We start from the raw sequence: 11,819 nt of genomic DNA on the forward strand, positions 1-11,819 counted from the left end.
AACACTCCTAATTAAATATGAAAGAAAAGATAGACAGCTATAATTGACAATAGTCCACTGATTACTGCAAAAGCTGTAACAATTTGAGGTTCTTTATATCCCTTTAATTCGTAATGATGATGTATCGGACTCATCAAGAAAACTCTTTTTTTATTTCTAGTTTTATAACTAACTACTTGAATAATAACTGATAGTGCTTCCATCACGTATATTCCACCAATAATAGGTAAATAAAAAATCATTCCATTTAATATACATATTGTGGCTATTGCACCGCCTAAAGCCATTGAGCCAGTATCTCCCATAAATACTCTAGCTGGATAAGAATTAAACATAACAAATCCCATTAAACTTGCCATAAATACTAGTGAGAAAACCCCAACGCTAGGAAATCTTGATGCACTTATAACAGCTAGTCCTAAAAACACAGGAATTGAAACAGAAGATGAAAGACCGTCTAATCCATCTGTTAAATTAGTTGCATTTGCCGTTCCTATCATTACAAAAATTAATATAGGATAAATAAACCATCCAAAATTAACTGCACCTTTTACAAAAGGAATTAATTGATATCTTAAATCTGTTCCTACTACCTTCTCTATGAATATAATTACAGCTATACTTATTATAAATTGAATTACTAATTTTTGAATTTCAGTAAGACCTAATGATCTTTTCATAATAAGTTTAAAGAAATCATCTAAAAATCCTATTAATGTAAAACCTAACATTCCAATCAATACTGCAAATACTTCTTTAGAAAAATTACCTAAACAAACTGTTGTAAGAATTATTGCAATTACAAAAAACACTCCCCCCATTGTAGGTGTTCCTGCTTTAGACAAATGACTTTGCGGACCATCATCTCTAATATTTTGACCCAGTTTAAATTTTCTTAAATATGGAATAGAAACTTTTGCTATAAAAATTGTTAGAAAAAAACTAACTAAAATACTCCATATTGTAAAATTTGTTATTCTCATTTATTTCATCTCCTAAATTAATCTTCAAAGGTTAAAACTAATTCTTCGTCTTTTGAAATATAACTTCCAATTTCTTTATTAGAGGAGACGAATTTTCCTTTACCACCTGAAGTTTTGTATTTATATCCCATTTTATTTACAACATCCATCGCTTGATCGTAATTCATTTTCGAAAAATCAACAACTAACAATTTTTCCTTTTCATCATCCGATAGAGTTAAATTAACTGTACTACCCTCAACTAAGTTCTTTTCTGGTTCTTCACTTTGAGCAGTCACAATTGATTTTGGTGAGCTAGAACCTTCTACACTATAATTTAAAAATTGTCCTTTTAAAATTTCTGATGCATATTCTAAAGTTAGACCTTTAACATCTGGAACTTTTGTTCTTTTAACGATTCCAGTATTATCATTTGTTTTAGTTATTTGTTTATATTCGGCAATTTCTTCTGCTAATTTTTTAGCCAAAGGAGCACACGCACTTGTACCACCTACATTCACCTTTGGTTCATCAAATACAATTAAAATGCTGTATTTTGGATTTTCAATTGGAAAAGCTATATATAATGAAGCAATTGTCTTTTGATCATCGTATTTACCATTTACCGCTTTTATTGTCGTACCAGATTTTCCACCGATTCTTACATTATTAGAATATACTTTTTTTACGATTCCATTTGTTACACCATGTTCCATGATTACTCTCATTTTGTCACTTGTTTCTTTTGAGATAATCTGATTTTTAACGATAGCTTCATTATCTTTTACTTTAATTTTATTATCTTCATCTTTTTCAACATTCTTAATGTTGATTTGAGGTTCTAATAAATAACCTCCATTAACAACTGCATTTGCAGCCATAATCATTTGAATAGGTGTTACAGAAATGCCGTGCCCATAACTCATTGTTGCAAGTTCCGCCGCTCCTATATCGGATACAGACTTTGGAATTTGTCCATTAGATTCTCCAGGTAAATTAATTCCTGTTTTAGTTCCAAATCCAAAACCATTTATATATCTGTAAAATTTATCTCTTCCTAAATGTCTAACCATTTGAACTAAAGCTGGGTTACAGCTATTATCTAAGGCTTCAGTAAATGTTTCTTTTCCATGTGGATTCTGCCAATTAAAACATCTAAGAGTAACCCCTGGTATATCTCTTATAAATCCATTACAAAAGAAAGTTGAATCTAAAGTATCTGTCTTTTCTTCTAAAGATGAAGATGCTGTTATAAGTTTAAATACAGAACCTGGTTCATAAGCATCACTTACAGCAGGATTTCTCCACATAGAAAATATCTTTTTTAACTTTTCTTTTTCATCTAAGTTTTCAAAACTTTTAAGAGTATTATCGTCAAGAGGAACGTTAGGATTATTAGTATCATATTTTGGATAACTATCCATTGCTAAAATATCCCCATTTGTAACATCTGAAACAATTACACTCATCTTTATAGGTTTTTCTTGATCATAATATTGTTTAGCATATTCTGAAACATATTTTTGAATAGTACTATCTATAGTTAAATATATATCTTTACCATCTTTTGCCTCAACAACATCTTCAACTGATTTATTAAGACTTTCTCTAATAACTCTTTTAGATCCATCAGTTCCTGAAAGAGAATCATTTAAATAATTTTCAATTCCACTTTGTCCACCATTTTCATTTGCATGACCAACAACAAAAGGTGCCAAAGTTCCATCTATATAGTTTCTACTTTGTTCAATTTCAACACTAATTATTGATGAATTTATTTCTTTAATTTCTTTTGCCAATTCAGGACTAATACTCTTTTTTATTTTAAAATTCGTTCCTCTGTCAGCTCTGTCAAAAACTTTTTTCTTATCTAATTCAAGAGCTGCAAAAATTTCATCTAATTTTTTCTCTTCAGCTTCTTTAGCCTTTTGTGAATATTGTTTAAACTTATCATATTCTAATACTGAGAAATAAACTTCTCTATTATTATTAACACTAATTATAATTGAATTTTTAGATTTTATAATTGAATTTTGTTCTTCTGTAATATCCTTTTGTATCAATAAATTGTTATATTGATCAGCTTTTTCTATAATTTCTTCTTTATTTAATTGTAATAATTCAAAAATTTTATCTAGTTTTTGTGTTTCTGTATCTTTAATCTTCCCACTAGATTTTTTATAACGGTTATAATCAAGAGTAGAAAAATATCCATTATAAACACTAATACTTTTAGCTAAAGTATTCCCGTTCCTATCGAAGATTGTTCCTCTTTTCGCCTCAAGAGGTGTATAACTAACAGAATCTTTAAATTGTTCAACACTATATTTATTTTTTGAATATAATTGTAAATATGCCAATTTAATAATTATCACGCTAAAAAGTATGATAAAAATAAAAAATAAAACAGCCGAACGAGAAGAGACTGTTTTATTTTTAATACTATATTTCTTTTTATTCATTTAAACTCCCCTTGTCTAAGTTTAAGAAATTAATCAATCTTATCCAAATATTTAACTTGTTCCTTCTTAGGAAAATCCATATTGTAATTAAGTCTTGCAATCTTTGCAATTCTATCTACAGATTTATAAGGCTCAAGTTTCATATAATTATCATCTCTTTCTGTTTCTAACGAGCGAATTTCAGAGTTAAGTGTATTTATCATTCTATTTTGTTGAGCAATATTTAGATATCCATATAAAATTACTACACTAAAAGTTAATGTAATAAAAGTGAATATAAAAAGTGTAATATTTTTATATAAACTGGATTCTCTGGTAATTCCGTAGGCTTTTTTATTTTTCTCTGAAATTCTCTCGCCTGAAACATTCATATATTTTACTTGAGCCATACTCATATAAATCATCCTCCTAAATTTTTGAACAAACCCTCAATTTTGAACTTTTCGATCTAGGGTTATCATTCATTTCTTCTTTGGAAGGCACCAAAGGCTTCTTTGTTAAGATTTTTACTTTTGGCTTGTGATTACAAACACAAACATATAATTCCTTAGGGCAAATACAACCTCTTGCCAATTCTTTAAATGATTCCTTAACAATTCTATCTTCCAAAGAGTGAAAAGTTATAATACATAATCTACCATCTTTATTTAGTCTTTCTACTATATCTGGAATAACTTTCTTTATTACTTCTAATTCTCTATTAACCTCAATCCTTATTGCTTGAAAAACTCTTTTTGCAGGATGTCCTCCCTTAGCTCTAACAGATTTTGGAATAGCTCTTTCGATAATATCAACCAATTCAAAAGTAGTTTCTATTAACTTTTCTTTTCTATAATTAACAATAAATTCTACAATTCTTTTTGTCCATTTTTCTTCGCCATAATTGTAAAAAATATATTCTAATTCATCAGAACTATAATAATTCACAACATCGAACGCACTTTTTTTTAGATCTCTATCCATTCTCATATCCAATGGAGCATCTATCATATAAGAAAAACCTCTTTGACCATTATCTATTTGATAAGAAGAAACACCGATGTCTAATAAAACACCATCAACTTTATCAATTCCATAATAATCTAGTATTTCTTTAAAATTTTCAAAATTACTTTTATAAAATAAAACATTATCTGAAATCTTTAAAAGTCTATCTTTGGCAACTACCAACGCTTCTTCATCCTGATCAACACAAATCAGTTTTCCATTTTTTATTCTTTTTAAAATTTCTGTTGAGTGCCCAGCACCTCCAACAGTCAGATCAACATATATTCCGTTAGGTTTAATATCTAAATTATCTATTACTTCATCTAACATTATAGGTATATGATTAAATTCCATAAATAATTTCCTTAAAAATCAAGACCATCAAATCTTTCAGACATAATAGTATCGTCACTATATTCTGATTCACTGTATTCATCCCATTTTTCTTTAGACCATATTTCAATTCTGTCAGAAACACCGATAATCATAACATCTCTTTCAATTTCAGCAAATTCACGTAAATTTTTATTTACTAAAAATCTCCCTTGTTTATCTAAATCTGCATTCATTGCACAGCTACAAAAGAATCTTGTAATTGAACGAACATCTTTTTTGCTAAAACCTTTTGAATTAAGTTGTTCTGTAAATTCAGTCCACTTTTTTTCCGTAAATACAAATAGACAGCCTTCAAGACCTCGAGTTACTACAAAATTAGATCCTAACTCATTTCTGAATTTTGATGGCATAATTAATCTGCCTTTATCATCTAAAGTATGTGGAAAATCTCCAATAAACAATGCCATCACCTCCTAAAATTGCAAATCCATTTTACTCCATATTAACCCACATTTTTTATTACACTTATATTTTACACCATTTTTTCATATTTTGCAACCCTTTTTTTGAAAATTTTTATAAATATTATCACAAAGAAATGTGTAAATTTCAACAATTTTAAAAATTCCATAAAAAAGTGGAGTGAATTTTCTATTTTTTTAGTATTTTTTTCACAAAAAAACTACATAGATTTAATCTATGTAGTTAAAAATTTTTTTAAAGTAATAAATTATAAATTATTAATGTCCTTTCCATATTTTCTATTCAAAAAGAAAAGTATAGTTCCAACAATTATACCAACAAGTGATAGAACTTGAGAAACCCTAAATCCTAAAAACATTAGGCTATCAGTTCTCAAACCTTCTACGAAGAATCTTACAATTCCATATAAAATTGCATAAAGCAAAATAATTTCACCTTTCTTCTTTTGATATTTTCTCATATATATCATTAAAAATATAAAAATTAGAAAATTTCCAATTGATTCATATAAAAATGTCGGATGATATTTTTTACCATCTATAATAACAGCCCAAGGTAAAGTAGTTTCAGTTCCATGAGCTTCTTGATTAATAAAATTTCCCCATCTTCCAATTGCTTGGCCAAGTATTAATCCTGGAGCACAAACATCAGCTAAATCTCTAAAATCAATTTTTTTATATTTACCAAAAAAGTAAACTACAATAACAGCAGCTATTACAGCTCCATATATTGCAAGTCCACCTTCTCTTATATTAATTATAGATAAAAAATCGCCTTTATAGCTTTCCCATTCAAATATTACATAATATATTCTTGCTCCAATTACACTTATCGGTAAAGCAAAAAGCAAAAGGTTTGAAATTTCATCCTCTTCAATATTTCTAAGTTTGGAGTTTTTTGTTGCTACAAAAAGTCCTGCCATAATACCAAAACAGATGATAATTGCATACCACATTATATCAATTCCAAATAAAGAAAAAGCAACTCTATCAATTTTTACTTCCATATTTCCTCCTAACTATACTTATTATCTTTAAATTTAAGAAAAAGATAAATTAAAAGAATACATATTGTAGATAATACAAGTACATTTAAAAATAAGACAAAGAAAAATTCTTCCGGTAAAATTCTTATCATTAAATCTGTTTTATAATCTAAAAGCCATAAATCATTGTTAAAAAACAACTTATGAAAATAAATAAAACTCTCAGAAAAAAACATAGAACAGACTCCTAAAAAAGAAATTACAGCTATATATGCTATAAGTATATACTTTCTAATATATTTAAAAAATAACTTATCATTTTTTATTAATTTATATATAAATACTATCAAAGTAATTATAAATAAAGATGTATAAACAACCCTATCAAGTTTAAATAGTTTATACACATCTTCCATATGAGAAATTTCTTTTTCATTAAAATGATTTTTTAATACTTCTTTATCACCATTTTTAATAAATTCAACCAGAGAATTACTTGCACTTTCTATCCATTCTTTAGAAAGTCCTGACTCCTCGTCAATTTTATATTCATTATGAAAATTGTTATAGTAAGAAATATCCTTAGCCATAAAATCTATTGAATATAATAAAATAAACAAAATTATGCTTAAAGAAATCAAAAAAGCAAATATTTTTTTCATATTATTCTACATCTAAATCTTCTGGTATATCCCAATTGTGATAAACATTTTGAACATCATCATTATCTTCAAGTTGATCTATCATCTTAACCATTTTCTTAGTATTATCAGGATTTGAAATTTGTGAATTATTACTTGGAACATATTCCAAATCACAAGCACTAAAAGTATATCCCTTTTCTTGTAAAGCATCTCTTAAAGTAATGAAGTCAGAAACTTCAGAATAAATTGTATAAACTTCATCATCAGATTCAAAATCACTTGCACCATTTTCTAAAGCAAAGTCCATTAAATCATCTTCTTCAGCTTGATCTTTTGAGATAGCAACAACACCTTTTTTTTCAAACATAAATAGCACTGAACCATTTTGCCCTAGATTGCCACCATGTTTATCAAATGCATGTCTTACATCTGCAGCTGTTCTATTTCTATTATCTGTTAAACATTCAACTACAACTGCAATTCCTTCAGGACCATAACCTTCATAAATTATAGTTTCATAGTTGCTTGCATCTCCATCTCCAGCAGCTTTTTTTAATGCTCTTTCGATATTATCATTAGGCATATTTTCAGCTTTAGCCTTTTCTATCGCAGTTTTTAAAGCAGGGTTATATTCAGGGTCTGCTCCTCCTTCTTTAACTGCTACAATTATATAACGAGCAAGTTTTGTAAATATTTTTCCTCTTCTTGCATCTTCTTTTCCTTTTTTATGTTTAATTGTACTCCATTTATTATGTCCTGACATAACTACCTCCTAAATCCTTTAGCAAAATTTCTCTTATGTTCTGAAATTTTCACCATCTTTTTTATTTTATCTTCTACATTTTTATCCATTTTTTCATTATTAATAAATTTTTCTAAATCATCGTAGGAAAATCCCATTTCATCTTCATCAGTTTGATTTTCGAAAAGCCCTGCACTTGGAGGCTTTTGAATTATCTTATCGGGAACACCCAAAAATCTTGCAAGTTCAAAAATTTCTCTCTTTGTAAAATCTACAAGAGGCATAAGATCAGAGCCGCTATCTCCATATTTAGTAAAGTATCCAACAGTAAATTCTGATTTGTTACTTGTTCCAACTACTAAATATCTTTTTAGTTGTGCATAATAATATAAAGTAGTCATTCTAAGTCTTGGCTTAACATTAGCATAAGCCATTGAATTATCCCCTTTTTCAACAGAATCTACAAAAATAGAATAGGTCTTAGATAAGTCAACCTTAATTGCATTAAGTTTAAATTTATCTATTACCAACTTAGCATCTTTTTCATCTTCTAAAGAACTATTTATTGGCATCATAATAGCTAAAGATTCATCATCAAAGGCTAGTTTTGAAAGCGCAGCAATAACAGCTGAATCAACTCCACCGCTAAGGCCATAGACAATACCTTTACAATTAGCTTCCTTAACAGAATTCCTAAGCCATTCAACAAGTTTATCAACAACTTCTTTCATAATACACCTCCTTAAAATCTTTATTATTAATAAAATATTAAAATACTATTTGTTTCCTTAATTAATAAATAGTGCAAAACTGTAACTATTATATCAAAAAATAAAAAAAAATTCTACAAAACAATAAAAAAAGCTATGTAATCATAGCTTAATTTTTTTCTTGATATTCTCTAAAACTTTTATTTACATCTGCTAAATGAAAATTATGATGATTTTCTCTCTGATCTTCTGGCGGTAACTTCATATAATCTCCATATAAAACCTTTAAGTATTCATCGTAATTTTCTGGAGCATTAACTTTCAAATTCTCAAAGTCTACTTTTACTCCTTTTCCCAAAAAATCTCTTTTAAATGGCATAATATAAAAATTATCAACCATACATGCTACATACTCACAATCTTCAAACTTCGGATTATCTTTTGGAACTGACATTTTTGAAATATCAGTTTTTAATTTATTAGGTATAGTTTCTCCTAATTTATAAACAAATTTTTTGCCAAATCCACTTAATGCATTTGAAAAAGCATTAGTATCTGCCTCTTCAAAAACTGGTTTTTCCTTAACTCTTAAATCTAATACCTTATTTTGACCTTTAATGTATCCATCAAGCGGAAAAACATCAATAAATACTCCATGATTAATATCTACATCTAAAACATGTTTTTCAAAAAGAGCAGTATTGCTATCTCGAAGTTTTGCAAAATTTAATGCATATTTTGGATCTGATTCCATTGTTTGAATAAAATAATTTTCCGGTAAATATTCACTAGCCTCTTTTACAAATCTATCATAATCCCCTCTTGGCATACATACATCTACATCATCATCCCAAGGGATAAAACCTTTATGTCTAATTGCACCAAGTAAAGTTCCAAAGCCAATATAATAAGTTAAATTCATTTTTTCACAACAAGAAATAAAATTTTGTAAAATTTCTAATTCTTTTTTCTTTAATGCTTCAAAATCTATATCAAACTTTTGCTTTTTATATTCACTTTTCATTTTCCAAGTATTTCCAGAACTAAATTTAAAAACCATTATTTTTCTTCCTTTGGTAATTGTAACATTATTAAATAACCTACAACAAATAATGGAATTATACCTAATATAGAATATCTTGGATTATGTGTTAAAGTAGTTATTAAACTCATAATAAATGGTCCAATTATTGCAGCAAATTTACCAAAAATATTATAGAAACCAAAAAATTCATTTGCATTTTCTTTTGGAATAATTTTTGCATAATAACTTCTACTCAATGCTTGAATTCCACCTTGAGCAGATGCTATAAATGTTGATAACACGAAAACATGAACCAAATTGCTCATAAAATAAGCAAATATTACTGAAACCATATATGTTATAATTCCAACTTTAATCATAGTTCTAGTTCCAAATTTACTAGCTAATCTTCCATAAATAATAGCAAAAGGAAAGGCTACTATTTGAACATAAATCAAAATTCCTAAAAGTACAAGTGTATTAAACTTATCCGCATCTAAAACAGATGTAGCATAAGGTATAACCATCTTTATGATAGTATCTACTCCGTCAATATATAAAAAATAAGAACATAAAAATATAACTACAACCTTATTTTTCTCAATATTTTTTAAAGTATGAAAAACCGTACTAAAACTTTCTTTAACTGGATTTGGAACAGGTTCTACTCCATAAACTTGATCAACATTTTTATACATTGGTATTGTAAGTGCTAACCACCAAACAGATGTAATAACAAATCCTATTTGATAACCTAAAGGATTTTTCATTCCAAAAAGCAGAACAGCTCCTAAACAAAAAATAAAAGGTATAACACTAGCTATGTATCCATAGGCAAATCCTGCCGTACTAATTTTGTCCATTCTATCATCATGAGTAACATCAACTAAAAATGCATCATAAAAGATATTAGAACCTGCAAAAGTTACACTTCCCAAAACAAAAAAAGACATTAATAAGGGTAAGCCAAACTCTCCTGCAAATGATAAAAATAATGTTGAAAAAATTGCAATTAATGAGAATAAAGTAAATAACTTTTTCTTCATACCCTTAAAATCAGCTATAGTTCCAAGTACAGGACTAAGAACAGCAATAATAATGCTGGCAAATGAATTGTAATAACCTAAATTCATTTCGTTTCCACCGACCATTCCAAAATAAATCGGGAATAATGCAGTAGTAATCGCCATAGAATAAGCAGAATTTGCACAATCATATAAAATCCAGCTTAATTCTTTTTTTGAATAACCAAACATATATTTCCTCCAAAAATTATAATAACAAAAAAATTAAAATAAACTAGATTTTCATTTCAAAAATAAATTTAAATTAACAGATGTAAACTCTTAATTTTTATAACTAAATCCCTTTTAATTCGTTATCTATTCTTAATTTTTTGCCAAAACTATTATATCATATTTAAAAACGATTGTCTATTGTCAAAAACTAATAATAACTAACTGATAAACAAAGAAAAAAAGAAAAAATTTTTCAATTTCTTCTTTATAATAATTTAGATTTTAGTTACTTTTACTGATTCAGCAAGTTCAATAAAATCTTTTCTAATTTTTTCTTGTAAATCTAATGGACTATTAATAAAATCATTTAGATACTTTTAAGTTCAACATCTATTCGTTCTTTTTTTCCTTCTTCTAATGCTTCTCTTATTATCTCAAAAATATTATATCCATCACTAGTCAAAAAATATTCTGATAAATTATGAATATCCGGACTGATATTATCTCCCCATGGTGGAGTTAATTTGGGATTATCTATATCCCAAACTACTTTATCAGTACCAAGCTTTCTAAATAATAACTCAATTTCATTTAATTCTCGAATTACAGAATCAATATTCTCATGCTTTAACTTCCCTTCATATAATTCTTTCATCAATGTTGGAAAACTACTTCCCCAATTTGAATTTTCAAGATTAACACAAATTGTTGAAAGAAATGAATGAAGAAAATCAGGACTGCCAATTGAATACCATAAAAAATCTATTTTAAGTCCAACTGCCATAATATCTCCTTTTTATTAAAATCTACATTTTTTAACTTTTATTTATAGTCTAAGTCAATTTCTTTTTCTGTTATATTGTCAAAAAATTTAATTTTACCATCTATTTTTACTAATTGTAAATCAGTTCCAACTGGTAAAGTATAGATTCCTATTATTGCTGGTTCTATTTCTGCCACAGTATTAAAATCACAAACCACCATATTATTAGGATTATTTACATACTCATCTGTATCTATATTTGAAAAAAATCTCCATCCTGTATCTGATGGATGAGCACCTTTCTCTCTTAAAATCCAAGTTAATCTACCTTTACCTTCTAAAATATTTTTTGAAACTATACATGCTCCCGCATTTTTTATAAATTCTGTATTAAATTCTGTCTTTTTAAAAAATTCTTTTAATTTACGAAACATATTTTTTGATCCTTTCATATATACTTTCTTTTTGCTTAATAAGAGCATT

General features: G+C 27.4%; 13 protein-coding genes. All 13 read right to left on the bottom strand.

All coding sequences use genetic code 11. The annotated features are described in order from the left end of the window. Nucleotides 1-11 precede the first annotated feature (11 nt). Nucleotides 12-983, bottom strand: a complete 972-nt coding sequence (gene mraY / locus WFJ11_RS05235; protein WP_338817055.1) for a phospho-N-acetylmuramoyl-pentapeptide-transferase — start codon at nt 981-983, stop codon at nt 12-14. A 17-nt stretch (nt 984-1,000) separates the two neighbouring features. Continuing rightward, on the bottom strand, nt 1,001-3,424 hold the full coding sequence (locus WFJ11_RS05240) for a penicillin-binding transpeptidase domain-containing protein (RefSeq protein ID WP_338817056.1): 2,424 nt from the start codon (nt 3,422-3,424) through the stop codon (nt 1,001-1,003). 29 nt (nt 3,425-3,453) lie between these two features. Next, nucleotides 3,454-3,819, bottom strand: a complete 366-nt coding sequence (locus WFJ11_RS05245) for a septum formation initiator family protein (RefSeq protein ID WP_009354459.1) — start codon at nt 3,817-3,819, stop codon at nt 3,454-3,456. A 13-nt stretch (nt 3,820-3,832) separates the two neighbouring features. Continuing rightward, complete coding sequence (rsmH, locus tag WFJ11_RS05250) at nt 3,833-4,765, bottom strand: 16S rRNA (cytosine(1402)-N(4))-methyltransferase RsmH (protein ID WP_313961031.1); 933 nt, start codon at nt 4,763-4,765, stop codon at nt 3,833-3,835. Nucleotides 4,766-4,776: 11 nt separating this feature from the next. Then, a complete protein-coding gene (gene mraZ / locus WFJ11_RS05255) occupies nt 4,777-5,214 on the bottom strand; it encodes a division/cell wall cluster transcriptional repressor MraZ (protein WP_425334772.1) in 438 nt (145 codons plus the stop codon). Between the two features lie 263 nt (nt 5,215-5,477). Further along, on the bottom strand, nt 5,478-6,236 hold the full coding sequence (gene lgt / locus WFJ11_RS05260; RefSeq protein WP_009354336.1) for a prolipoprotein diacylglyceryl transferase: 759 nt from the start codon (nt 6,234-6,236) through the stop codon (nt 5,478-5,480). Between the two features lie 8 nt (nt 6,237-6,244). Then, nucleotides 6,245-6,877: a TIGR01906 family membrane protein gene (locus WFJ11_RS05265; RefSeq protein ID WP_338817057.1), complete on the bottom strand. Its 633-nt coding sequence runs from the start codon at nt 6,875-6,877 to the stop codon at nt 6,245-6,247. Between the two features lies 1 nt (nt 6,878). After that, the gene (locus WFJ11_RS05270) at nt 6,879-7,622 is read right to left on the bottom strand and encodes a YebC/PmpR family DNA-binding transcriptional regulator (protein ID WP_338817058.1); all 744 of its coding nucleotides are present in this window, start codon (nt 7,620-7,622) and stop codon (nt 6,879-6,881) included. A gap of 2 nt (nt 7,623-7,624) precedes the next feature. Further along, nucleotides 7,625-8,332: an NAD(+) synthase gene (gene nadE / locus WFJ11_RS05275; protein ID WP_338817059.1), complete on the bottom strand. Its 708-nt coding sequence runs from the start codon at nt 8,330-8,332 to the stop codon at nt 7,625-7,627. 148 nt (nt 8,333-8,480) lie between these two features. Beyond that, entirely contained in the window at nt 8,481-9,371 is an 891-nt protein-coding gene (locus WFJ11_RS05280; RefSeq protein WP_338817060.1) for a LicD family protein, read from the bottom strand. Further along, complete coding sequence (locus WFJ11_RS05285) at nt 9,371-10,591, bottom strand: MFS transporter (RefSeq protein WP_009355150.1); 1,221 nt, start codon at nt 10,589-10,591, stop codon at nt 9,371-9,373. Before WFJ11_RS05285 ends, WFJ11_RS05280 begins: the two co-directional genes overlap by 1 nt. Nucleotides 10,592-10,940: 349 nt before the next feature. After that, on the bottom strand, nt 10,941-11,357 hold the full coding sequence (locus WFJ11_RS05290; RefSeq protein WP_338817061.1) for an Imm70 family immunity protein: 417 nt from the start codon (nt 11,355-11,357) through the stop codon (nt 10,941-10,943). A gap of 38 nt (nt 11,358-11,395) precedes the next feature. Continuing rightward, on the bottom strand, nt 11,396-11,788 hold the full coding sequence (locus WFJ11_RS05295; RefSeq protein ID WP_338817062.1) for a DUF2185 domain-containing protein: 393 nt from the start codon (nt 11,786-11,788) through the stop codon (nt 11,396-11,398). Nucleotides 11,789-11,819: the final 31 nt, after the last annotated feature.

The organism is Parvimonas micra, from assembly GCF_037482165.1.
In the GTDB taxonomy this organism is placed as follows: Bacteria; Bacillota; Clostridia; order Tissierellales; family Peptoniphilaceae; genus Parvimonas.

What these genes read in the sequence shown, in the direction of transcription:
- mraY (WP_338817055.1), bottom strand. Translation starts at nt 983, where the DNA reads ATGAGAATAACAAATTTTACAATATGGAGTATTTTAGTTAGTTTTTTT.
- WFJ11_RS05240 (WP_338817056.1), bottom strand. Translation starts at nt 3,424, where the DNA reads ATGAATAAAAAGAAATATAGTATTAAAAATAAAACAGTCTCTTCTCGT.
- WFJ11_RS05245 (WP_009354459.1), bottom strand. Translation starts at nt 3,819, where the DNA reads ATGAGTATGGCTCAAGTAAAATATATGAATGTTTCAGGCGAGAGAATT.
- rsmH (WP_313961031.1), bottom strand. Translation starts at nt 4,765, where the DNA reads ATGGAATTTAATCATATACCTATAATGTTAGATGAAGTAATAGATAAT.
- mraZ (WP_425334772.1), bottom strand. Translation starts at nt 5,214, where the DNA reads ATGGCATTGTTTATTGGAGATTTTCCACATACTTTAGATGATAAAGGC.
- lgt (WP_009354336.1), bottom strand. Translation starts at nt 6,236, where the DNA reads ATGGAAGTAAAAATTGATAGAGTTGCTTTTTCTTTATTTGGAATTGAT.
- WFJ11_RS05265 (WP_338817057.1), bottom strand. Translation starts at nt 6,877, where the DNA reads ATGAAAAAAATATTTGCTTTTTTGATTTCTTTAAGCATAATTTTGTTT.
- WFJ11_RS05270 (WP_338817058.1), bottom strand. Translation starts at nt 7,622, where the DNA reads ATGTCAGGACATAATAAATGGAGTACAATTAAACATAAAAAAGGAAAA.
- nadE (WP_338817059.1), bottom strand. Translation starts at nt 8,332, where the DNA reads ATGAAAGAAGTTGTTGATAAACTTGTTGAATGGCTTAGGAATTCTGTT.
- WFJ11_RS05280 (WP_338817060.1), bottom strand. Translation starts at nt 9,371, where the DNA reads ATGGTTTTTAAATTTAGTTCTGGAAATACTTGGAAAATGAAAAGTGAA.
- WFJ11_RS05285 (WP_009355150.1), bottom strand. Translation starts at nt 10,591, where the DNA reads ATGTTTGGTTATTCAAAAAAAGAATTAAGCTGGATTTTATATGATTGT.
- WFJ11_RS05290 (WP_338817061.1), bottom strand. Translation starts at nt 11,357, where the DNA reads ATGGCAGTTGGACTTAAAATAGATTTTTTATGGTATTCAATTGGCAGT.
- WFJ11_RS05295 (WP_338817062.1), bottom strand. Translation starts at nt 11,788, where the DNA reads ATGAAAGGATCAAAAAATATGTTTCGTAAATTAAAAGAATTTTTTAAA.